Here is a 22,475-nt window from a genome sequence, read left to right as displayed (position 1 = left end):
CATGGCCTCGGAATTTGACCTGATCAAGCGTTACTTCAATCGCCCCCACGAAGCTGCCATCCTGGGTGTAGGCGATGATGCGGCCTTGATAAAAGTATCGGCAGGGATGGAACTTGCCATCTCTGCCGACATGATGATAGCAAACACTCACTTTTACCCAGATACCTCTCCATGGCTAATCGGCTGGAAATCGCTGGCAGTGAATATATCCGATATGGCAGCAATGGGCGCACAGCCACGCTGGGCAACCCTGGCGATTGCCCTGCCAAGGTCAGATGAAAACTGGGTGGCAAAATTTGCGGAAGGCTTCTTTGCCTGCGCCGACCGATTTGGTGTCGCCCTTATCGGCGGCGACACCACGCGCGGCCCGCTGGCCATCAGCGTGCAGATCATGGGTGAAACACCGCCTGGCGCTTCGCTACTACGCAGCAATGCGCAACCCGGGGATAACATCTGGGTATCCGGCCCGCTAGGAGATGCCGCCCTGGCCTTGGCTGCCATCCAGGGACATTATCGGCTCACCCATGACGAACTCGCCGACTGCAGCAAGGCCCTGCACCAACCCCAGCCCAGGGTGCACTTGGGCCTTGCGTTGCGGGGACTCGCACACAGTGCGCTAGATATCTCGGATGGCCTGCTGGCTGATCTCGGGCATATTCTGGAACGTTCCACGGTAGGGGCAGAAATATGGCTCCAGCAAATCCCCACCTCAGAAACTGTAAGCGCCTACTCTCATGAACCTCTAGTCCAAAAGCTCATCCTGACCGGCGGAGATGATTACGAGCTATGTTTTACCGCGTCGGCCAATCACCGGGACCGTATTACACACATCACCCGTGGGCTGGGCTTGAATGCCGCGGTGATTGGCAACATCACCCAGGAACAGCAACTCATCGTCAGAGGCATGGACAACAAGCCTCTTACACTCAAGGAGCATGGTTTTGACCACTTTGCCTGACAAACGCTTTTTACTCAGCCACCCAGCGCATTTTTTCGCGCTCGGCTTTGGTAGCGGCCTGGTACCCAAAGGACCAGGTACCAGTGGCACCCTCGTCGCCATTCCCCTGTTTGGCCTGCTGCTATTGCTGCCGGAATCCATCCATCTTGTCATTCTGGCCCTATTGTTCGTGATCGGCATCCCGCTTTGCGGCATTACAGGGCGCAACCTCGGTGTCGACGATCACGGCGGCATTGTCTGGGACGAGATCGTCGCCTTCATGCTGGTGCTGGAGTTCACGCCCAAGGCTTGGGAATGGTGGCTATATGCCTTTCTGCTATTCCGCCTGTTCGATATCTGGAAACCCTTCCCTATCCGCACGCTGGACCGCAAAGTGCATGGCGGTTTTGGCGTCATGCTGGATGACCTGCTCGCGGCGGTATATGCCATCGCCGCATTGAAAGGATTGCAATGGTGGATGATGCAGAGCTCCTGACACTGGCGCAGCGTTTGGGCGAATCATTGCAAGCCAAAGGCTGGGTGCTGGCGCTGGCCGAATCCTGCACCGGCGGCTGGGCAGCGCAATCCATTACCGCGATAGCAGGCAGTTCAACCTGGTTTGACCGTGGCTTCGTCACTTACAGCAATATTGCCAAGCAACAGATGCTCGGCGTGGGTGCCGAAACGCTGCAGCAATATGGTGCCGTCAGCGAGGAAACCGCGCAGGAAATGGCGCTGGGCGCGCTCGCCTACAGCACGGCAGACATCAGCGCCGCCATTACCGGCATTGCCGGGCCGGACGGCGGCAGCCGGGAAAAACCAGTGGGTACCGTCTGCTTCGGCTGGAGCAGCAAGGATGGCCATATCTTGACGCACCGGGAGGTGTTTTCAGGAGATCGTGAAGCCGTACGCAAACAGTCTGTGAAAACCGCTTTAACGGGCTTGTTAAAACTTACCTTAGGCACTGATTTATGAAATAATTGCAGGCTTTAGCAGGCAACTCGAAAAGGTACTCAACTGATGGATGAAAATAGAAGCAAAGCGCTGGCCGCGGCACTCTCGCAAATCGAGAAACAGTTCGGCAAAGGTTCCATCATGCGCATGGGCGACACCGATGTTGCCGCTGACATCCAGGCAGTCTCTACCGGCTCCCTGGGCCTCGACATTGCCCTGGGCATAGGCGGCCTCCCTCGCGGCCGTATCGTGGAAATCTACGGCCCTGAATCTTCAGGCAAAACCACGCTGACATTATCCGTGATCGCACAAATGCAAAAGATCGGCGGCACCGCGGCCTTTATCGATGCAGAGCACGCGCTGGACCCGCAGTATGCGCAAAAACTGGGCGTTAATGTCTCAGAGCTGCTGATCTCCCAGCCAGATACCGGCGAACAGGCGCTGGAAATCGCCGACATGCTGGTACGTTCGGGCTCTGTCGACATCGTAGTCGTTGACTCTGTGGCAGCGCTGACACCGAAAGCCGAAATCGAAGGCGAGATGGGCGACTCCCATATGGGCCTGCAAGCCCGCCTCATGTCCCAGGCGTTGCGCAAGTTGACTGCCAACATCAAGCGCACCAATACGCTAGTGATCTTCATCAACCAGATCCGCATGAAGATCGGCGTGATGTTCGGCAACCCGGAAACCACCACCGGCGGCAATGCACTCAAGTTCTACGCTTCCGTACGCCTGGATATCCGCCGTACCGGCGCGATCAAGAAAGGCGACGAAGTCACCGGTTCCGAAACCCGCGTCAAGGTCGTCAAGAACAAGGTATCCCCTCCGTTCAAGCAGGCTGAGTTCGACATCCTCTATGGCGAGGGCATCTCCCGCGAGGGCGAGATCATCGAGCTTGGCGTCAACCTCAAGCTGGTGGAAAAAGCCGGCGCCTGGTACAGCTACAACGGCGAGAAAATCGGCCAGGGCAAGGACAATGCCCGCGAATTCCTGCGCGAGCATCCGCAAATCGCCAATGAAATCGACGCCAAGATACGCGCCCAATCAAACCTGGCCAACGCCCGCATCACCACGGCGCCGGATGAAGACGACGAAGAAGACTAAACCTGCCATCAGCCTGCGCGAGCGGGCTTTGGCTTATCTGACACGGCGGGAATATTCTTACCAGGAACTACAGCAGAAACTGCGCGCCTATGCCGGCGAAGATGACGACGTGCCAGCATTGCTGAATGACTTCAAGAATCGCGGCTGGCTATCCGATACAAGGTATACCGAGCAGATCGTGCATGCGCGCAAAGGCCGCTTTGGCAGCTTGCGCATAGCCCATGAGCTCAGGGAACATGGCATAGCGGATGAACTGATCGGCAAGGCCGTGGCTGAAGTGCAAGCCGGAGAACTGGAAACAGCACTTACGGTTTATCGCAAGAAATTCACCAGCCCGCCGCAAAATCGGGAGGAATGGGCAAAACAGGCCAGGTTCCTCCAAGGTCGCGGATTTGGTTTTGAGATTATCCGGCAAGTGCTGCGCCACAACCCAGATGAAGATTAAATTTGAATAGCGCCAAACCCGTTTTGGCAAGCATTTTGATAACAACATTGAGCAAGAAAACAGGTACATGAAGAGCAACCAAATCCGCCAGGCCTTCCTGGATTACTTCGCCTCCAAGGGTCACCAAATTGTCAGTTCCAGCTCCCTGGTTCCGGCTGGCGATCCCACCCTGCTTTTCACCAATGCCGGGATGAACCAGTTCAAGGACGTGTTCCTTGGCTTCGACAAGCGTCCCTATACCCGCGCCACCTCATCGCAAAAGTGTGTGCGTGCCGGCGGCAAGCACAATGACCTGGAAAACGTCGGCTATACCGCTCGCCACCATACCTTTTTCGAGATGCTAGGCAACTTCAGCTTTGGCGATTACTTCAAGCGCGATGCCATCCATTTTGCCTGGGAACTGCTGACCAAAGTTTTCAAGCTGCCCAAGGAAAAGCTCACCGTCACCGTTTATGCCGAAGACGACGAAGCCTACGACATCTGGGCCAAGGAAATCGGCGTACCTGTCGAACGCATCATCCGCATCGGCGACAACAAGGGCGCACGCTATGCCTCAGACAATTTCTGGATGATGGGCGACACCGGCCCCTGTGGCCCTTGCAGCGAGATTTTCTACGACCACGGCGAACACATCTGGGGCGGCCCTCCAGGCAGTGCGGAAGAAGACGGCGACCGCTTCATCGAAATCTGGAACAACGTGTTCATGCAGTTCAACCGCGACGAAGCAGGCGTCATGCATCCGCTGCCAAAGCCAAGCGTGGATACCGGCATGGGCCTGGAGCGTATCGCCGCCGTCCTGCAAGGTGTGCACAGCAACTACGAGATCGATCTGTTCCAGAGCCTGATCAAGGCTGCGGCACGCGTCACTAACAGCCAGTACCTCGACAGCCCTTCGCTCAAGGTGCTGGCAGACCATATCCGCGCCTGTAGTTTCCTGATTGCCGATGGCGTCATCCCCGGCAATGAAGGCCGCGGCTATGTGTTGCGCCGCATCATCCGCCGCGCCATCCGTCACGGTTACAAGCTGGGCGCGCGAGCCGCATTCTTCCATAAGATGGTGGCAGACCTTATTGAGGAGATGGGCGACGCCTATCCCGAACTCAAGACCGGCGAGCAACGCATTACCGACATCCTGCGGCAGGAAGAAGAACGTTTCTTTGAGACCATTGAGCACGGCATGGCTATCCTGGAAACCGAGCTTGCTGAAATGGCCAAGAACGGCAACACGGTTTTCAATGGCGAAACCGCTTTCAAGCTGCATGACACTTTCGGCTTCCCGCTCGACCTTATCGCCGACGTATGCCGCGAGCGGGAAGTAAGCGTCGACTCCGCTGCCTTTGATGCCGCAATGGCTCGCCAGAAAGAACAGGCACGCGCGGCAGGCAAGTTCAAGATGGCAACCAATCTTGAATACGAAGGAGCACCAACGTCCTTCAAAGGCTACGATACGCTGGAATCCCAGGCAAAGGTGCTTGCACTCTACAAGGATGGCGCTGCAGTCGATACGCTGAATGAAGGCGATCTCGGCGTGGTCGTCCTGGACAACACCCCGTTCTATGCGGAATCCGGCGGCCAAGTGGGCGACCAGGGCCTGCTCAAGGGTCCGGACGGCATCTTCCAAGTAGAAGACACCCAAAAAATCCAAGCCAATGTCTTTGGCCACCATGGCGTGCTCAGCACCGGCAAACTCAGCGTGGGCGCTGAAGTCAGCGCACGGGTAGACCTGGCTGCGCGCCATAGAACCATGCGCCACCATTCTGCCACCCACCTCATGCACAAAGCCCTGCGCGAAGTCCTGGGCACCCATGTACAGCAGAAAGGCTCGCTGGTTGACCCGGACAAAACCCGCTTCGACTTCTCGCACAATGCGCCAGTCAGCGCTGAAGAAATCCGCCGCATAGAAACCATCGTCAACGCCGAGGTCCTCGCCAATACGCCCACGCTGGCACGCGTCATGGATATTGAATCCGCACAGAAAACCGGCGCCATGATGCTGTTCGGCGAGAAATACGGCGACGAAGTGCGCGTGATCGATATCGGCAGCAGCCGTGAGCTCTGTGGCGGCACCCATGTCAGCCGCACCGGCGACATTGGCCTGTTCAAGGTCGTGTCCGAATCCGGCGTGGCTGCCGGCGTGCGCCGCATTGAAGCCGCTACCGGCGATGTCGCCCTGCAACACATACAGCAGCAGCAGCATTTTTTAACTGATGCAGCTGCCGCCTTCAAGGCGCCAGCCGTTGAGCTGGCTAGCAAAATCAACCAGACGCTGGAACAGGTAAAGTCGCTTGAAAAGGAATTGGCAAGGCTCAAATCCAAGCTCGCCTCGTCGCAAGGGGATGAACTGGCTGAGCAGGCAGTGGACATCAATGGCGTCAAGGTACTCGCTGCTACGCTCGAAGGCGCCGATGCCAACACCCTGCGCGAAACCATGGACAAACTCAAGGACAAGCTGAAAACCGCCGCTATCGTGCTTGCCAGCGTCAATGCGGGCAAGGTCAGCGTTGCCGCAGGCGTGACGGCAGACACCATCGCCAGGATCAAGGCGGGGGAACTGGTGAATTTTGTCGCAAACCAGGTAGGCGGCAAGGGCGGCGGCAAACCGGATATGGCAATGGCAGGCGGTACCGATGCCAGCCAGCTGCCGGTTGCGCTCGCCAGCGTCGCCGGCTGGGTTAAGGAAAAACTGAATTAAGCCGCCAATAGAGGCACATTCCTCATCCTCTATTCGTGTTCATTGATGCTTCACACTTGATACAGATATAAATATGGCACTCATCGTACAAAAATACGGCGGCACCTCTGTCGCCAATCCGGAACGCATCGGTAACGTGGCACGCCGCGTCGCCAGGCACAAGGCACTGGGCCAGCAGGTCGTGGTAGTAGTTTCCGCCATGTCCGGCGAAACCAACCGCCTAATCGGACTGGCCAGGGAAGTCATGCCCAACCCGAACCCGCGTGAACTGGACGTGCTGGTTTCCACCGGAGAGCAAGTCACCATTGCCCTGCTTTCCATGGCATTACAGGAACTGGGCGTAAAGGCAAAAAGCTATACCGGCGGCCAGGTAAGCATCCTGACAGACAACGCGCACACCAAAGCCCGCATCCTCAAGATTGATGAAAAACGCATGCGGGAGGACCTGGACAATGGCTATGTAGTCGTCGTTGCCGGTTTCCAGGGCGTCGATGAAGAAGGCAACATCACCACGCTCGGCCGTGGCGGTTCAGACACCACCGGCGTCGCGCTGGCAGCTGCCCTGAAGGCTGACGAATGCCAGATATACACCGATGTAGACGGCGTCTATACCACAGACCCGCGCGTCGTGCCGGAAGCACGCCGCCTGAAATCCGTCACTTTCGAGGAAATGCTGGAAATGGCCAGCCTGGGCTCCAAGGTGCTGCAAATCCGCTCGGTCGAGTTTGCAGGGAAATACAAGGTCAAACTGCGCGTGCTTTCCAGCTTCGAGGAAGAAGGCGAAGGCACGCTGATTACTTTTGAGGACGACAACAACATGGAACAACCCATCATCTCCGGTATCGCCTTCAACCGCGACGAAGCCAAAATCACCGTGCTGGGCGCACCAGACCGCCCAGGCATTGCCTATCAGATATTGGGGCCGGTCGCCGATGCCAACATCGATGTCGACATCATCATCCAAAACGTAGGCGCAGACGGCACCACCGACTTCACCTTCACCGTCCACAAGAACGACCTGCAAAAGGCCCTTGAAATCCTGCGCGACAAAGTACAGGGCCATATCGGCGCGCGCGAGATCATCGGTGACGACAAGACCGCCAAGGTTTCAGTCGTTGGCGTCGGCATGCGCTCACACGTCGGCATCGCCAGCCAGATGTTCCGCACCCTGGCGGAAGAAGGGATCAACATCCAGATGATTTCCACCTCCGAGATCAAGATTTCCGTCGTCATCGACGAGAAATATATGGAGCTCGCGGTGCGCGTTCTGCACAAGGCATTCGGGCTAGAAGAAGTTTAAAAGAATAAGCCGGTTCAGCGTTGATTTTTACGGCGTATTCAAGTATTGTTACGCCCTCGTGCGGAGAGCTGGCCGAGTGGTCGAAGGCACTTCCCTGCTAAGGAAGCATACGGGCTTAAACCTGTATCGAGGGTTCGAATCCCTCGCTCTCCGCCACCTTGATAGTGTGCAAAACGAAATGAATTTTTGCTGGCATAAAAATCATCTTCACGTATAATGCACGCCTCACGCGCCCGTAGCTCAGCTGGATAGAGTACTTGGCTACGAACCAAGGGGTCAGGAGTTCGAATCTCTTCGGGCGCACCAAATTTTAGTACTAAGATCAGCCGGTTACGCTATATTTAGCTAACCGGCTTTTCTTTTTCAGAATGCCCTGCACGACTTCACCATTCACTACCCTCAACAACGTTCTAGTTCGGCCATATTGCATTCCAGCACCTGGCCCAAGGCTGTATTTTGTCGCTCACCAATAAATGTCTAAGCAAAGAAAGTCCGCTCCAGCTTGTGAATTTCCCCATGCCCATTCCTGAATGTTTCAAATATGTATTTCACACTGCTGCTACCGACATTTCTTCGATCAGACATGGTCTTACCCTCTGGCATTCACCTTGACTATTGTTAAGACATGCAGAATGAAATTGCATTTTTGGTGTCGAATCATGCATGTGCAATCAACAAAACTAGATCATGGATTTAGTCATAGCGCGACCGGAAGGCTTATATTGCCCCCCCGGGGATTTTTATATCGACCCCTGGCGCCAAGTAGAGCGCGCCGTGATCACGCACGGACATGGCGATCACGCACGCACCGGTCACCAGCACTACCTGTCAGCAGCAGCCGGGGAAGGTATATTACGCAAGCGCCTAGGTGCAGATATTGATCTGCTTTCGCTGGAATATGGCGAAAGCATCAACCATCATGGCGTCAACCTGAGCTTGCATCCCGCCGGCCATGTTCTGGGCTCGGCCCAGGTGCGCTTGGAATACAAAGGCGAAGTGTGGGTGGCTTCAGGCGATTATAAAGTGGAGGCTGACGGCACCTGCGCGCCCTTTGAAAGCGTGCGCTGCCACACTTTTATTACCGAATCCACCTTTGGCCTGCCAATTTACCAGTGGCAGCCGCAGAACGAAATTTTTGCCGACATCAACCAGTGGTGGCAAAGCAATGCCGATAACAATCGCGCCAGCGTGCTGTTTTGCTATGCCTTTGGTAAAGCGCAACGGGTACTGTCGGGGTTAAACCCGCATATTGGCCCGATTCTGGTCCATGGCGCGGTAGAGCCCTTAAACCAAGTTTATCGCGAAGCTGGCGTCAATTTGCCTGCCACGCAATATGTCAGCGGAATGCAGGATAAATCACAGATAGGCAAAAGCCTGGTGCTGGCGCCGCCTTCGGCGCAAGGCACGCCGTGGATGAAACGCTTCGGCGATTACTCAGATGCATTTGCCAGCGGCTGGATGCAGTTACGCGGCACACGTAGGCGCCGGGGCGTAGACCGCGGCTTTATCATGTCCGACCATGCCGATTGGCCCGGCTTGCAGAAGGCTATCCAGGCCACCGGCGCAGAACGCGTGTTTGTCACGCACGGACAAATACACCCCATGGTGCGTTGGTTGTGCGAACAAGGCCTGGATGCACAGGCATTTGTCACCGAGTACGGTGAAGAGGCAGCTGAGGCGGAAGCGAACTTGTCAGCTGAAACTGAAGGCAGCCCCATATGACAATGGCAAAGGCGACCGTTTGAAAGCGTTTGCCGATCTTTATAACAGGCTGGACGCCACTACCAGTAGCAATGCCAAACTGGCCGCATTGCGCGATTATTTTTTTGCAGTCTCTCCTGAAGACGCCGCATGGGCCGTGTATTTCCTGGCGGGTGGGCGGCCGCGCCAATTAGTACCCACAAAATTACTACGTGAACTAACACTCACGGTCGCCATTCTGCCGGAATGGCTCTTTGAAGAAAGCTATCATGCAGTGGGTGATCTGGCAGAAACCATGGCCTTGCTGTTGCCTGAATCCATCCATACTTCAGAAGAAGGGCTGGCCGCGTGGGTGGAAACCAAATTGTTGCCACTACGCGGCCTGGCACCCGAAATTTTAACGCTTCAATTAATACCGTTATTACAGCAACTGGATAAGCGGAGCAAGCTGGTTTGCATCAAGCTCATTACCGGCAGTTTCCGCGTCGGCGTTTCGCGCCTGCTGGTCACGCGCGCCCTGGCTGCCGTGGCAGGCATAGACGCAAAGCGTGTTGCCCAGCGCCTGGTCGGCTATACCGACCTTTCCGCCCGCCCGACTGCAGCGCATTACCTGAAACTGATTGCGCCGGTGAATGAAGAGGGTGACGAGCGTAGCGAAGGCCAGCCCTACCCGTTTTTTCTGGCACATCCCTTACAGCTATCTACCGACCAGTTTGCAGCGGCTATTGGCAGTCCCGAGCAATGGCAGGTGGAATGGAAATGGGATGGCATCCGCGCGCAACTGGTCAAGCGCGACGGCCAGCTATGGGTGTGGTCGCGCGGCGAGGAGTTGGTGACCGACCATTTTCCCGAACTCAATGTGCTGACGGATTGTTTAGCGGATGGCATGGTAATCGACGGCGAACTGGTGGTATGGAATCACGGCGCTGTTAATGCCACCGGGCAAGAAGAGTTAAAACAGGTGCAACCCTATGCCTTGCTGCAACAACGCATAGGCCGCAAAACCTTAAACAGCAAAATCCTGGGAAACCTGCCGGTGGTGATACTGGCTTACGACCTGCTGGAATGGCAGGGTGAAGACTGGCGCGAGCAACCGCAATCCGCCCGGCGCGAACAACTGGAAAAAATTGTTCTCGCCTGCAAGCAGCCGCAACTGCAAATATCGCCCTTGATCACCGGCGAGAGTTGGCAAGACCTGGATCGCCAGCGTGAAGCATCGCGCAGCCTGGGGGTGGAAGGGTTTATGCTCAAACGCAAGGATGCGCGCTACGGCGTCGGCCGCACCAAGGATGTCGGCGTATGGTGGAAATGGAAGATTGATCCCTATACAGCGGATGCGGTGCTTATTTACGCGCAGACCGGCCATGGCCGCCGCGCCAGCCTGTATACCGACTATACCTTCGCGGTGTGGGACAGTCCTGAGGACAACCCTAATCGCAAACTGGTGCCATTTGCCAAGGCTTACTCAGGCTTGACCGATGCCGAAATGCGCGAGGTCGATGCCATTATCCGTAAAACCACAGTCGAAAAATTCGGCCCGGTGCGCAGCGTGACGCCGACCATGGTGTTTGAATTGGGTTTTGAAGGCATAGCTTTAAGCTCACGCCACAAAAGCGGTATCGCCGTGCGCTTCCCCCGCATGCTGCGCTGGCGGCAGGATAAACCGGTGGCCGAAGCCGACACGCTGCAGACTTTGCAGGCATTGTTGCCGCAGGCTTCGCGCCCTGCCAATAAGGATGTGGCTTAGCCATGACCTTGCAAACTGTCCCAAAGTTGCCGTTGTCGCCTGATGCGGCTGAAACGCCAGACCGCAACGACTTCCAGTTAAGCCGCAACTGGTTTTCCGCTCACCAATGGCAGCCTTTTCCGTTCCAGCAGCAGGTATGGCAAGCGGTGGCTAGCGGTCAATCCGGCATGCTGCACGCGACTACCGGCGCCGGCAAAACCTATGCGGTGTGGATGGCGGCGATCGAGCGTTTTGCCTTAAAAAAGCCGACCGCAGCATCCGCGAAAAAATCAGGCATCGCTATTGCTGAAAAACCTGCCAAGCGCAAAGCCGTGACGCAGCCGTTGACGGTGTTGTGGATCACGCCCATGCGCGCCCTGGCTGCAGATACCGAACGCGCATTAATCGCACCGGTCAATGAATTAAACCTGGATTGGAGCATCGCTTTACGTACGGGCGATACCAATAGTGCGGAGCGTTCGCGGCAGTCCAAACGCCTGCCGACCGCGCTGATTACCACACCGGAAAGCCTGACGCTGTTGCTGACGCGGCCGGACGCCGCCGACACCTTTGCCAGCCTGCAGATGGTGGTGGTGGATGAATGGCACGAACTGATAGGCAACAAGCGCGGCGTCCAACTACAGCTGGCCTTGGCGCGGCTACGCCGCTGGCGACCGCAACTGATTACCTGGGGTTTATCGGCTACGCTGGGTAATTTGCAGCATGCCATGGAGGTGTTGATTCCAACTGCATCTAAGCCGGTACTGGTGCAAGGCAAGCTGGAGAAACACCTGTTGATCGACACCCTGTTACCGCCTGGCATTGAACGTTTCCCCTGGGCCGGTCACCTGGGTTTGCGCATGCTGCCGCAGGTGGTTGAGCAGATCGAATCCAGTCCCAATAGCCTCATATTTACCAACACCCGCTCGCAATGCGAGATCTGGTACCAGGCCTTGCTGGAAGCGCGTCCTGACTGGGCGGGTTTGATCGCGCTGCATCACGGCTCATTGGATAGGAATGTACGCGAATGGGTAGAAACCGGCCTGAAAGAAGGCACTCTCAAGGCGGTGGTCTGCACATCCAGCCTGGACCTCGGCGTGGACTTCTTGCCGGTGGAACGCGTATTGCAGATCGGCTCGCCCAAGGGCGTAGCGCGGTTAATGCAACGCGCCGGACGTTCCGGCCATGCGCCTGGCCGCGCTTCGCGCCTGACCGTGGTGCCTACGCATAGCCTGGAGCTGATCGAATCGGTGGCCGCACAAGATGCGATTGCCGCACGCAATGTCGAGCCGCGCGAATCACCGCAAAAACCGTTGGACGTATTGGTGCAGCACCTGGTGACGATTGCGCTTGGCGGCGGATTTATCGCGGACGACTTACTGGCGGAAGTGCGCAGCTGTTATGCCTACCGGCATTTAACCGATGAAGAATGGCACTGGGCCCTGACGTTTGTGCGGCACGGTGGCGAATCCCTGACCGCCTACCCGGATTACCGCCGCGCCATTCCCGATGAACAGGGTGTTTGGCATGTCCCGGATGCACACCTGGCCCGGCGGCACCGCATGAGCATCGGCACCATCGTCAGCGATTCCAGCATGGTGGTTAAATTCTGGAGTAAAGGGGCATCGGGCAAGAGTTTAGGTTCGGTGGAGGAAAACTTTATCGCCAGGCTCAAACCCGGTGACCATTTCCTGTTTGGCGGACGCCTGCTGGAGCTGGTGCGCGTGCATGAAATGACCGCTTTTGTGCGCAAAGCGACCGGCAAAAAAGCCGCAGTGCCGCGCTGGAATGGCGGGCGCCTGCCGCTTTCCACCGAACTTGCCAATGCCATGGTGGCACGCATGGATGCGGCGGCGCACGGCCATTTTGACGGCCCGGAAATGCAAATGATCAAACCTTTACTACAAGTGCAAAGCGACTGGTCTGCGCTGCCAACCAATGCCAACTTGCTGGCCGAATCGTTGCACTCGCGCGAAGGCTGGCATCTGTTCCTTTACCCTTATGCCGGGCGCAGCGTACACCTGGGTTTGGCCAGTTTATTGGCTTGGCGCGCCGGCAAGCACCTGCCGAACACGTTTTCCATCGCCGTCAATGATTACGGCCTGGAACTGCTTTCCGCCACGCCGGTGGATTGGGCAACGATCTTTGAACAGGATGTTTTCAGCACCGAAAACCTGCTGGTCGACGTGATCGGCAGCCTGAATGCGGGCGAGCTGGCGCAAAGGCGTTTTCGCGAAATCGCGCGTATTTCCGGGCTGGTGTTTGCTGGCTTTCCCAGTGCGCATAAAAGCGCTAGGCAAGTGCAGGCTTCATCCAGCCTGTTTTATGACGTATTCCGTAAATACGATCCCAATAATTTATTGCTGACGCAAGCGCAGGAAGAGGTGCTGCAACAAGAACTGGAAATCGCGCGCCTGTCCGCCACATTGCAACATCTGCAAACCAAGCAAATACAATTAATGCACATCAAAAGGCCGACGCCGTTTGCATTTCCTTTGCTGGTCGAACGTTTCCGCGAAAGCAGCAGTTCGGAAAAACTGGCCGACCGCATCGCACGCATGGTGGCCGACCTGGAAAAAGCCGCCGGCGCCGGCGCTTATATACCGCAAGACACCGCAAACGCGCAGGCAAAGTTCAATGTGCAGGAAAAAGTGTATAAAAACCGTGAACGCAAACGTAAAACCGGCTTACCTAGTGATACATCAAATGAAAACACAACCAATGCTAAACGGCGACGTAGCAGGATTATTTCGCCTAAACCGCGCCACGGGTTTTGAGGAAGAACATGATAAAAAGCGGGTTATATAAAGCGTCACTAAAATAATTTCCAATGAGACATGAATACCCTTTAAACATCGGCGCTAACACTTTGCTGTTACTTGCCGACAAAGCCATCTACTGGCCGCAACAAAAGGCACTGTTGATCGCAGATGCGCATTTCGGCAAGGCAGCGGCCTATCGCGCTTCGGGCCAGCCTGTACCGCAGGGGACCACCAGCCATAACCTGCAGCGCCTGAACGTTTTGCTATCCGGATATCCGACCGAACAACTGATTTTCCTGGGCGATTTCCTGCATGCGCCCAAGTCCCATGCACCGGCCACATTGGCAGCTTTACGCCACTGGCGCGCGCAACATACCTCCATGAAATGCATTCTGGTTCGCGGTAATCATGATAAGCATGCGGGCGATCCGCCAGCAGATTTGAATATTGAATCGGTGGATGAGCCTTACCTCATTGGGGATTTCGCCTTGCAACACATTCCCGCACCGCATGCCACCCATCACGTCCTCGCCGGGCATATCCACCCTGTTTTCCGCTTGCTGGGCAAAGGCCGGCAACGCCTAATCTTGCCATGTTTTTATCACCAGGCTGACATGACCTTGCTGCCTTCTTTCGGCGATTTTACTGGCGGCTTTGTGATGGAAAATGAGCACGATACCTTTATTTGCGTAACAGACGGTCAATGCGTCTGGCCGGTAACAGCTTCAGCATGAACGGATCTATCGCTGGAATGTGGGAGGCTCATAGCAAAAAGACATTCGATGTTGTTGCCCCCCAGCGGCCATGCCAGCCCCGGCACTTGATACATCTGCGCGACTTAGTCTTCCCTATAGGCTGGTTGATTGCAAGGAATGCCCCTAACTTATTGATTATTAATAATGCCACTGCTGCCCCAGAAAACCACGAAAAGGGGTCAGGAGTTCGAATCATTTCAGGCGCACCAAATACGACGGCTTCCACAAGGAAGCCGTTCTCATTTTTAGTCATTGACTCATCAGTCCTCATCGCACACTCACATGTATTTTATTGCCGCAATATCCGCGCGATCTTTTCCCAACCACCAGCAATGGCTGTTGGCGTAAAAGCTGCAAACCCCATCACCAAACCACTCGCAGGCTTTTTCGCAATGCCGTAGAAAGACAAAGGACGCGCTTCGATTCCGCTCGCGCTCAATTGACGGGCGACATCGGCATCATCAAGCTCTCCTGGCAAAAACACACAGGCGTCCAGGCCTGTGGTGATTGGGTTGACGTGGAATTCGCCACCCAGCTTTTCACGGCATGCATACTCAAATGCCTGGGCACGCTCTTGATAGATCATTTTCATGCGTCTTAGATGCCGTGCGTAATGGCCGCCTGCCATGAATTCACTCAAGATCATTTGCGGATGAAGGCCCAGGTAGCGGCAAGTCAGGCTCACGGCTGACAGGAACGGATCGGTCAACCAGTCAGGCAACACGACATAGGCGAGCCTGATGCCCGGGTAGAGTAGCTTGCTGAACGTGCCCATGTAGATTACGCGGCCTGAAGAATCCAGGCTTTTGATCGGGGCAAGGGGGATGCCGTCAAAACGGTATTCACTGTCGTAGTCATCTTCCAGAATGGTCGCCTGGTTTTGTTCGGCCCATGCCAATAATGCCAGCCGGCGCTCCAGTGACAAGGTCACCCCCAAGGGAGACTGATGCGCGGCCGTGATGTAGGCCATTTTGGCATGCGGCGCCATCTCAATGGCCCGCTCAACGTTCATCCCCGCCTTATCCACGGCAACAGGAATAACATGGGCCTCATTGCCGGCAAAAATACGGTTGGCTCCCGGATAGCCCGGATCTTCCATCCATACTTGATCGCCCACATCCAGAAGCAATCGCGTGCACAGATCCAGCGCCTGCTGTGCGCTGCCCAGGATCACGACCTGCTCCAGGGTACATTGGATACGTTGTGCGTATTTGAGGTGTTCAGCGATTGATTCGCGCAGCGGCAAATATCCGCCAGGGTCCAGATCCCCCATATTCCTATCCCTGAGCGCATTCGCCCGCTTGGAGGCGATGCGGTTCCAGATATTAAACGGGAAATGCTCAACATCAGGCTGGTTGGGCCTGAACGGAATAGGGTCTGTTTGCCTTGACTCCTGGTAAAACGGGCTCTGCGCCAACATCGCTCCACGCCGCGATAAAGTGCCATGCTTCGGTGATAGCGATGGCCTCGATGCTGGCCTGACGGCAAGGTCATGCGGCAGTGTTTTGCTCACAAATGTGCCCCGGCCAGTGTACGAACACAAATAACCCTCTGCGATGAGTTGCTCATACGCTGTTACCACCGACCCCCTGGAGACCTGATTCTGCAAGGCGAAGTCGCGCGTCGTTGGCAGGCGGACATCAGGCTTGAGCCTGCCACTCAGAATGGCGGCGCGAATCTCGGAATAAATCCAGTCATGTATCGTCAGGTGGTCCGGCTTGGGATGGATCGCAAGTTCTATATGCTCGGCCTGCCTCATGATGTTTCCCGCTCAAATTGGTCTAGCCATTTTTTCACTTATTGGTAATTTTGTTAATCCATTTAATGATGAAAAATAGCCTTACCGTTATTTATTACTCGACAAGGAAATCAGCATGACCAAGCGGTTTGACTATAACTCTGTTGGCTATAAGGCCATGTTAGGCGTAAATCAATATATTCAGGACTGTGGTCTGGACCACGGATTGTTGGAGCTTATCCGGCTCAGGGTATCCCAGATCAATGGCTGCGCATTCTGCATCAATATGCATGTGCCGCTGGCCAAGCAGGGCGGTATCAGTGATGACAAGATTCATCTGGTTGCCGTGTGGAAAGAGGCTGGCAGCGTCTTTTCCGAGCAAGAGCGTGCCGCCATTGCATGGGCAGAGGCAGTGACATGGCTGCGTGATGCCGATGTACCGGATGCGGCATATCAATCTGTCAAGCAGCACTTTACCGACCAGGAGCTTTCCGATCTGACATTCGCCGTGGTTGAAATCAATGCATGGAACCGGCTCATGGTCGCTTCCAGGACGCCTCCGGCAATCAAGCAAGACGCGTCATGATGCGCAACGCTCTTGTCCTGCTGTGCAGCCCCCATGCAAAAGCCAGTTCCGGCTGGCCAGTGGTTGCATCATGCCTGGCACAACTCGAACTTGATAATCCAGGCATCGAGATACGCTACAGAACATTGTCCGCGCCTGGCCTTCCGCTTCCGTCAGCCGCCTATGCCAACGCCATCATGGCCGGGTCACCCATGGATGACCCGGCATTTGACCTGTCGGGAACATTAATCCGGGAGCTTGAAGAAAGCGACATGCTCATCATTGCAACGCCCATGCATAACTTCACAATCCCTGCCTGCCTGAAGATCTGGATGGATTATGTGTTAAGAATTCACAGAACATTCACCCCAACCCCTGCAGGCAAGGTGGGGAAACTGCGCGATATTCCGACGCTGGTCGTCGTTGCCTCCGGTGGGTTCCATCACGGCCCTCGTGCAAACCAGCCCGATTTCCTCAGCCCATACCTAAGTTTCGCGCTGAATACTATCGGCATTCAGTCGATTCAATATGTCTATCTTCAAGGCCTCGCATATGGTCAAGACTCGGTTCAGTATGCCCTGAATCAGACAAACGATGAGACCGTGGCAGCCTATAGCGCCCTGCTTGCTGTAACCGGAAATTGAACATTCGCCATAGGGCTAAACACCGGCCTTATGGTTCACGACGCTTGGTGGCGTTGCTCCAATCCTATCTTCCGTGCTTACTACTTCCCGCATTTAGGCAGACGTAAAACAGCAAGCCTGCGGCAATTTGTCACATTATCGTGCGCATTCGATGTTGCTATAGTGCCTCACTTTCTACCAGCCAACTCCTAGTAATCCGCTTTTCATGCAATTGCGGATGATGAATGCAGCATGGCTAGTTAATCGTTTTAAGCGACAGCATTCTCATGACAAAACAACAATCACACATAATCAAGACTTTGGTCGCTGGTGTTTTTTCCGCGACTATCGGTAGCCCGGTTTCCTACGCGAAGGAAACCAGTCGATCAGCGGACAAGCAGGACGACATCCACCAACTGGAAACCCTGCTCGTCAAGACAAGCTCCATCAAGGACCAAAAAGGCCTGAACATCGACACGCCTTCTGAAGCCGGTTCCAGGCTGGGCCTGACAATCCGGGAAAACCCTGCCTCAGTGGCTGTGGCTGACCGGCAGAAGATGGAGGAAATCGGCGCGCGCAATTTCCAGGATGCCGCCAACAGCCTGCCTGGGGTCAATGCTTCCGCGCCTCCTGGCCATGGTGGTTTTGTTGCTTATCGCGGCTTCACCGGGGCCCAGGTCAATCAATTGTTCAACGGCATCAGCCTGCAATACAACAGTGCCAACCGGCCTGTCGATGCCTGGGTATATGACCATGTAGAGCTGGTGGGCGGCCCATCGTCGTTTTTATATGGCAGCGGCTCCATCGGCGGCAGCCTTAACTATGTCACCAAACTCGCCACGCGCGATGAGGAAATCAGGGAAGCCCACGTCAGCCATGCCAGATACGACACCATGGAAACTGCCGTCGGCATCAACCACGCCTTGAATGAAACCAACTGGGTGCGCCTGGATTTCAGCCGCAACACCAGCAATGGCTATATCGACCGCCAGGAACGGCAGGCCAGTAGCCTGGCAGTGTCATGGCTGGCCGACCTCACCCCGCGCCTGTCGCACACGCTGGCACTGGAACATCATGTTGAGCGCGAGGATAGCCCTTACTGGGGAACGCCTACGCTGCAACCCCAAAGCGGCACACTGAAAATCGACAAGTCCAACCGTTTTAAGAATTACAACGTCAGGGACGGCAGATACGAACAGCGGGTGACATGGGCCCGCTCGATCACCGATTACAAGATCAGCGACCAGACTTCTCTGCGCAATACGTTCTACCATTACCGCGGACAACGTGACTTCCGCAATCTGGAGGTATATGGCTATAACGCCAGCAATACCCTGGTTACCCGCTCGGATGCCTACATGCAGCGCCACAACCAGGAATTGAATGGAAACCGTATTGAATTACGACACAATGGCGAGTTGTTTGACTTGAGAAGTGACTGGTCATTTGGCGCGGACTACAGCGTTAACCAACAGACGGTGTACCCGACCTCCGGCTTAGCCAGAAGCCAAGGGCTTTTCCTTGATGTCGTCACGCCGGGCAACTTCGAGCCTGATTACTTTGCTGATATTCCCGGCATGAACAACGGCCTGCAAAAAGGCCGCAGTACGGAGGTCAAGACACTCGCGGCATTTATTGAAAACCGTCAGTATTTAAGCCGACGCCTGTCCCTAGTGACTGGTCTGCGTTACGACCATATCGACTTCCATCTCGATAACGGAAGCGCAACGCCAAGCACCGTCAACCGTCGCTGGGATACATTGACTGGCCGTGCGGGGATGGTGTTTGACATCACGGACGAAGCCAATATTTATGCGCAATACAGCACCTCGGCAGAACCGCCGGGCGGCACCCTGACCAGTGCCAGCGCCGGCCAGGTGAATAACGACTTCAAGCTATCCACTGGCTACCAGTTTGAAGTGGGAAGCAAGTTCAATTATCTGGATGGCCGTGGCACAGCCACCATTGCGGCATACCATATCGTCCGCAGGGATTTTCCGGTCACCGATCCGCAAAACCGCCTGAATACCATCCTCGCAGGCCAGCAAACCTCCAATGGCATAGAGCTGGCCTCATCCTTGCAGATCACGCCCAGGCTGCGTGCGGAAGGTAATATCGCCTGGATTGACGCCGAGTTTGATGATTTCAATGAAACCGTAGGCACCGCTGTGGCCTCCCGCAAGGGCAAAACCCCGGTCAATGTCCCCGACCAGGTCGCAAACCTGCGGTTCAACTATGACATCACGCCAGACTGGCAGGCAGGGATTGGCGCACGTTACGTATCTTCCGTCTACGCCAACAATGCCAATACCATGTGGATTCCCTCATACACCTTGTTTGATATGCATACGAAATACCGCGTGGGCAAGAATGCAGACTTGACCGCCCGTATCCGCAACCTGACCGATCAAACTTATGCGCGCTTCATCCACCAGAGCAACGCACAGTATTACGTGGGTGAACCACGCAGCCTTGAGGTCGCCTTGCATATCCGTTTCTGATGAAACATCAACTTGCATCATGCATGCATGCGATGGAGAATTTTTGCATCGCCAGCGAATTGACATGGAGAGATAGCCTGTAAGAAAAATCCTACATCAACATCAGCACTGCCCTATAAGCAATCATGCCGTTGATCCCTAAAATCCAGGCTATCTATCCATTCCGTTATCAGGAGCTGCAATGTTTGGTCAGAACATCGAACAATCCATCTACGATACCCAGCAAAGCATTCATATATTGAAAACGCTTAAGGGAGATATTGAAACCTATGCACATGCGTTGACGGTAGAAGATGTGCTGGACCTGATAGAGCAGCAGATCAGGGCCGCCAACCAGAAGCAACGCTCCTTCATGCTTGCCAAAAAGCTGGACTTGCACCTGCCCGATACTGCGAGAGCTGCATTAATCAACACCTAGAGCTACTCATCCCAATAAAAAGCCGGCAAATGCCGGCTTTTTATTGCATCACATATCGCTTACCTGATTGGCAATGATACCAATTCGCCCGCCTTCATGTCGGGGATGAGGATAGAGCGCCCATCCGCCGACAAGGCAATATCGGCAGCAGATTGATGTCCCTCGCTGACCAATTGCGGCGTGGCGCGTGGCTCTGCCAATTGCCAGACCTTGCCGCCTGCCCAGTCACTGATATAAAGCACGCCATCCGTATCCCGCACCAAGCCATCTGCACCACCGAAACCCTGGTTGAGCAAGGTGACTGTGGATTTCTTGCCAGCGTAATTCACCTGAAATAATTTGCCGTTGCCAAAATCTGCCACCAGCAGTTTGCCGGGGCCGTCCAGCAATAATCCATTCGGGCGCTTGATGCCTGCCTTGTCATTGATAAGCTGACTCACCTTGCCTTCCGGCGAGATCTGATAGATCGCGCCATGCTTGCCATTGTCGTCGCCACTGTCCGAAACATAGACATTGCCCAGGCCGTCAATCTCAATGTCATTGAGGAAGACCGGCTTTTCCTGGAAGTCTGACGGTTTTGCAATGACGGCCTTGCTGCCATCAAGGCCGATCTTCACCACATGGTCAACGTCGGCCACGTAGAGCTGATTATTGAAGAGGTCGATGCCCTTAGGATCGTTCAGGCCGTCGGCCAGGGTCTGGCGGCTGCCATCCTTGTTGATCACGGTAATCTTGCCATCGCCGTTTTTGCCAAACTCGCCGATCTCGCTGACAAATACGCGGCCGTCAGGATGCGCAACGACAGATTCGGGCATCTGCAGGCCAGTGACCTTGAGATTGGCGCCCTTGCCGCCGGCAGCCGCAGATGTTTCACCATAGCTGATGCGGTAAATCACGCCGCTGTAATCGTCCGAAACCAACAAGGAACCATCGTTGAGCTGCAGGACATCGGTAGGACGGCCCCAGGCTGCGCCATCGTTGAGCCAGCCATCGATAAAGACTTCGGTGGACTTCACCTTGTGGTTCTCATCAAACACCACGCGCACCAGTTGATAACCTACCGGCGAACTGCGATTCCATGATCCATGCTGCGCGACAATAGCATTGCCCTGATATTCGCTCGGGAACTGCTTGCCGGTATAGAACTTGAAGCCGAGGTTGGCACTATGTGCCTGGAACTCCACCACCGGTGGCGTCAATGCCTGCGGCGGCTTCTTGTTTTGCCAATCCTTGGGGCGCGCATCGCGGCCGATCACATAGGGAAAGCCGAAATGCAGGCCCGCCTGTGGCGCGGCGTTGAGTTCATCTGGCGGTACATCGTCACCCATCATGTCGACGCCGTTATCAGTGAAATGCACCACGCCGGTGCCAGGCTGGAAATCCAGGCCGACCGAGTTTCTCACTCCCTTGGCAAACACTTCCACATTTTTGCCATCTGCATCCAACCGCAAGATAGAAGCCTCGACGCCTTGCGGATCGCACACGTTGCAAGGCGCGCCTACCGTCACATAGAGCTTCTTGTCCGGGCCATAGGCAAGATAGCGCCAGCCGTGGTGCGCCTTATTGGGCAGCTTGTCATAAATCACTTCGCGCATCTGCTTGAATGGCAGGTTAAGGTCAAAGTCCGGTGCCGCATAGCGCGTGATACGGTGCTGCTCGGCGACATAAAGGTTACCGTCAATCATGGCGACGCCGTTGCCAACAGAAAGATCATCCAGGATGGTAATCACCTGGTCTGCCTTGTAATCCTTGTTCTTATCAACCACAGCATAAACCTTGTTGCCGCGCGTGCCGACATAGACTGTGCCGGAAGTCCCCAGCGTCATTTGCCGCGCACCCGGCACTTCTGCATACACCTCCACCTTGAATCCTTCCGGAACCTTGAGCCGGCTGAGATTGGCTTCTACATCGGCTGCATCTGCATGCGCAAGCCCCATCCAGCCAAGCCCTATCATTATGCTCATCACATTTTTTGCTGTTTTCATCATGGTGTTGGTTCCTTATTAAAATAATCTAAACAGTATGCCAAAAGCATTGATTTCAATATATAGAAATATATCGACTACACAATTCCATATTCAGGAACAACGAGTGCCTTATTTTTTCCAAATGCAATCAATCAGTAGCCTATGCTGTACCTGTCATATCATAGATATCATCACTCACTTTTGGCATTCAGGCAGTCTAGGAAAATTCCTACACTAGGATAAGAGAAATCAGGCTTATGCACCTTCATCAATTCTTAATACGATTG

The 22,475-nt window shown here is 55.1% G+C and carries 17 protein-coding genes and 2 tRNA genes; 17 read left to right on the top strand and 2 right to left on the bottom strand.

Translation table 11 applies throughout. From position 1 onward, the window contains the following. Nucleotide 1: 1 nt before the first annotated feature. From thiL to pdeM, 13 genes are all read left to right on the top strand, one after another. Nucleotides 2-958: a thiamine-phosphate kinase gene (gene thiL / locus LG198_RS11495; RefSeq protein ID WP_230343325.1), complete on the top strand. Its 957-nt coding sequence runs from the start codon at nt 2-4 to the stop codon at nt 956-958. Next, complete coding sequence (locus tag LG198_RS11490) at nt 936-1,433, top strand: phosphatidylglycerophosphatase A family protein (protein WP_230343324.1); 498 nt, start codon at nt 936-938, stop codon at nt 1,431-1,433. Before thiL ends, LG198_RS11490 begins: the two co-directional genes overlap by 23 nt. Continuing rightward, on the top strand, nt 1,409-1,912 hold the full coding sequence (pncC, locus tag LG198_RS11485; RefSeq protein WP_268866863.1) for a nicotinamide-nucleotide amidase: 504 nt from the start codon (nt 1,409-1,411) through the stop codon (nt 1,910-1,912). The genes LG198_RS11490 and pncC overlap by 25 nt, the downstream gene beginning before the upstream one ends. 45 nt (nt 1,913-1,957) lie before the next feature. Further along, entirely contained in the window at nt 1,958-2,995 is a 1,038-nt protein-coding gene (recA, locus tag LG198_RS11480) for a recombinase RecA (protein ID WP_230343323.1), read from the top strand. After that, complete coding sequence (gene recX / locus LG198_RS11475) at nt 2,973-3,440, top strand: recombination regulator RecX (protein WP_230343322.1); 468 nt, start codon at nt 2,973-2,975, stop codon at nt 3,438-3,440. The genes recA and recX overlap by 23 nt, the downstream gene beginning before the upstream one ends. A gap of 67 nt (nt 3,441-3,507) precedes the next feature. Then, on the top strand, nt 3,508-6,132 hold the full coding sequence (gene alaS, locus LG198_RS11470; protein WP_230343321.1) for an alanine--tRNA ligase: 2,625 nt from the start codon (nt 3,508-3,510) through the stop codon (nt 6,130-6,132). Nucleotides 6,133-6,205: 73 nt separating this feature from the next. Beyond that, on the top strand, nt 6,206-7,432 hold the full coding sequence (locus LG198_RS11465) for an aspartate kinase (RefSeq protein ID WP_230343320.1): 1,227 nt from the start codon (nt 6,206-6,208) through the stop codon (nt 7,430-7,432). A 62-nt stretch (nt 7,433-7,494) separates the two neighbouring features. Next, a tRNA-Ser gene (locus LG198_RS11460) sits at nt 7,495-7,588 on the top strand. A 73-nt stretch (nt 7,589-7,661) separates the two neighbouring features. Continuing rightward, nucleotides 7,662-7,738, top strand: a tRNA-Arg gene (locus tag LG198_RS11455). 381 nt (nt 7,739-8,119) lie between these two features. Continuing rightward, nucleotides 8,120-9,154 (top strand): ligase-associated DNA damage response exonuclease, encoded by a 1,035-nt coding sequence (locus LG198_RS11450; protein ID WP_230343319.1) that lies wholly within the window; start codon nt 8,120-8,122, stop codon nt 9,152-9,154. 19 nt (nt 9,155-9,173) lie between these two features. Beyond that, complete coding sequence (locus tag LG198_RS11445; protein ID WP_230343318.1) at nt 9,174-10,880, top strand: ATP-dependent DNA ligase; 1,707 nt, start codon at nt 9,174-9,176, stop codon at nt 10,878-10,880. Nucleotides 10,881-10,882: 2 nt separating this feature from the next. Then, nucleotides 10,883-13,636 carry a ligase-associated DNA damage response DEXH box helicase gene (locus LG198_RS11440; protein ID WP_230343317.1) on the top strand — a complete coding sequence of 918 codons (2,754 nt, stop codon included), beginning with the start codon at nt 10,883-10,885 and terminating at the stop codon, nt 13,634-13,636. 53 nt (nt 13,637-13,689) lie between these two features. Then, complete coding sequence (gene pdeM, locus LG198_RS11435; protein WP_230343316.1) at nt 13,690-14,355, top strand: ligase-associated DNA damage response endonuclease PdeM; 666 nt, start codon at nt 13,690-13,692, stop codon at nt 14,353-14,355. A 310-nt stretch (nt 14,356-14,665) separates the two neighbouring features. Here the strand turns inward: pdeM and pdxR are convergent, their stop codons facing one another. Next, entirely contained in the window at nt 14,666-16,135 is a 1,470-nt protein-coding gene (gene pdxR, locus LG198_RS11430) for a MocR-like pyridoxine biosynthesis transcription factor PdxR (protein WP_230343315.1), read from the bottom strand. Nucleotides 16,136-16,250: 115 nt separating this feature from the next. Here pdxR and LG198_RS11425 point away from each other — a divergent pair, with 115 nt between their 5' ends. The 4 genes from LG198_RS11425 (at nt 16,251) to LG198_RS11410 (ending at nt 20,221) form a co-directional block, all read left to right on the top strand. Further along, nucleotides 16,251-16,700 (top strand): carboxymuconolactone decarboxylase family protein, encoded by a 450-nt coding sequence (locus LG198_RS11425; protein ID WP_230343314.1) that lies wholly within the window; start codon nt 16,251-16,253, stop codon nt 16,698-16,700. Beyond that, the gene (locus LG198_RS11420; protein ID WP_230343313.1) at nt 16,697-17,323 is read left to right on the top strand and encodes an FMN-dependent NADH-azoreductase; all 627 of its coding nucleotides are present in this window, start codon (nt 16,697-16,699) and stop codon (nt 17,321-17,323) included. The genes LG198_RS11425 and LG198_RS11420 overlap by 4 nt, the downstream gene beginning before the upstream one ends. Before the next feature lie 266 nt (nt 17,324-17,589). Beyond that, nucleotides 17,590-19,803 carry a TonB-dependent receptor gene (locus tag LG198_RS11415; protein ID WP_230343312.1) on the top strand — a complete coding sequence of 738 codons (2,214 nt, stop codon included), beginning with the start codon at nt 17,590-17,592 and terminating at the stop codon, nt 19,801-19,803. Nucleotides 19,804-19,984: 181 nt separating this feature from the next. Beyond that, nucleotides 19,985-20,221, top strand: a complete 237-nt coding sequence (locus LG198_RS11410) for a hypothetical protein (RefSeq protein ID WP_230343311.1) — start codon at nt 19,985-19,987, stop codon at nt 20,219-20,221. Nucleotides 20,222-20,280: 59 nt separating this feature from the next. Here the strand turns inward: LG198_RS11410 and LG198_RS11405 are convergent, their stop codons facing one another. Then, nucleotides 20,281-22,185: an SMP-30/gluconolactonase/LRE family protein gene (locus LG198_RS11405; protein WP_230343310.1), complete on the bottom strand. Its 1,905-nt coding sequence runs from the start codon at nt 22,183-22,185 to the stop codon at nt 20,281-20,283. Between the last annotated feature and the right edge of the window lie 290 nt (nt 22,186-22,475).

The sequence above is a fragment of the Methylobacillus arboreus genome, from assembly GCF_020532725.1.
GTDB lineage: Bacteria > Pseudomonadota > Gammaproteobacteria > Burkholderiales > Methylophilaceae > Methylobacillus > Methylobacillus arboreus.
Note: the sequence above shows the minus strand (reverse complement) of the source record. Positions and strands in the feature narration are given on the sequence as shown.

Excerpts from the sequence above, each read along its gene's own strand:
- pdeM (WP_230343316.1), top strand. The coding sequence starts at position 13,690 with ATGAGACATGAATACCCTTTAAACATCGGCGCTAACACTTTGCTGTTA.
- LG198_RS11420 (WP_230343313.1), top strand. The coding sequence starts at position 16,697 with ATGATGCGCAACGCTCTTGTCCTGCTGTGCAGCCCCCATGCAAAAGCC.
- LG198_RS11490 (WP_230343324.1), top strand. The coding sequence starts at position 936 with ATGGTTTTGACCACTTTGCCTGACAAACGCTTTTTACTCAGCCACCCA.
- LG198_RS11450 (WP_230343319.1), top strand. The coding sequence starts at position 8,120 with ATGGATTTAGTCATAGCGCGACCGGAAGGCTTATATTGCCCCCCCGGG.
- LG198_RS11465 (WP_230343320.1), top strand. The coding sequence starts at position 6,206 with ATGGCACTCATCGTACAAAAATACGGCGGCACCTCTGTCGCCAATCCG.
- pdxR (WP_230343315.1), bottom strand. The coding sequence starts at position 16,135 with ATGAGGCAGGCCGAGCATATAGAACTTGCGATCCATCCCAAGCCGGAC.
- LG198_RS11440 (WP_230343317.1), top strand. The coding sequence starts at position 10,883 with ATGACCTTGCAAACTGTCCCAAAGTTGCCGTTGTCGCCTGATGCGGCT.
- recA (WP_230343323.1), top strand. The coding sequence starts at position 1,958 with ATGGATGAAAATAGAAGCAAAGCGCTGGCCGCGGCACTCTCGCAAATC.
- recX (WP_230343322.1), top strand. The coding sequence starts at position 2,973 with ATGAAGACGACGAAGAAGACTAAACCTGCCATCAGCCTGCGCGAGCGG.
- pncC (WP_268866863.1), top strand. The coding sequence starts at position 1,409 with ATGGTGGATGATGCAGAGCTCCTGACACTGGCGCAGCGTTTGGGCGAA.
- alaS (WP_230343321.1), top strand. The coding sequence starts at position 3,508 with ATGAAGAGCAACCAAATCCGCCAGGCCTTCCTGGATTACTTCGCCTCC.
- LG198_RS11415 (WP_230343312.1), top strand. The coding sequence starts at position 17,590 with ATGACAAAACAACAATCACACATAATCAAGACTTTGGTCGCTGGTGTT.
- LG198_RS11410 (WP_230343311.1), top strand. The coding sequence starts at position 19,985 with ATGTTTGGTCAGAACATCGAACAATCCATCTACGATACCCAGCAAAGC.
- LG198_RS11405 (WP_230343310.1), bottom strand. The coding sequence starts at position 22,185 with ATGAGCATAATGATAGGGCTTGGCTGGATGGGGCTTGCGCATGCAGAT.
- thiL (WP_230343325.1), top strand. The coding sequence starts at position 2 with ATGGCCTCGGAATTTGACCTGATCAAGCGTTACTTCAATCGCCCCCAC.
- LG198_RS11425 (WP_230343314.1), top strand. The coding sequence starts at position 16,251 with ATGACCAAGCGGTTTGACTATAACTCTGTTGGCTATAAGGCCATGTTA.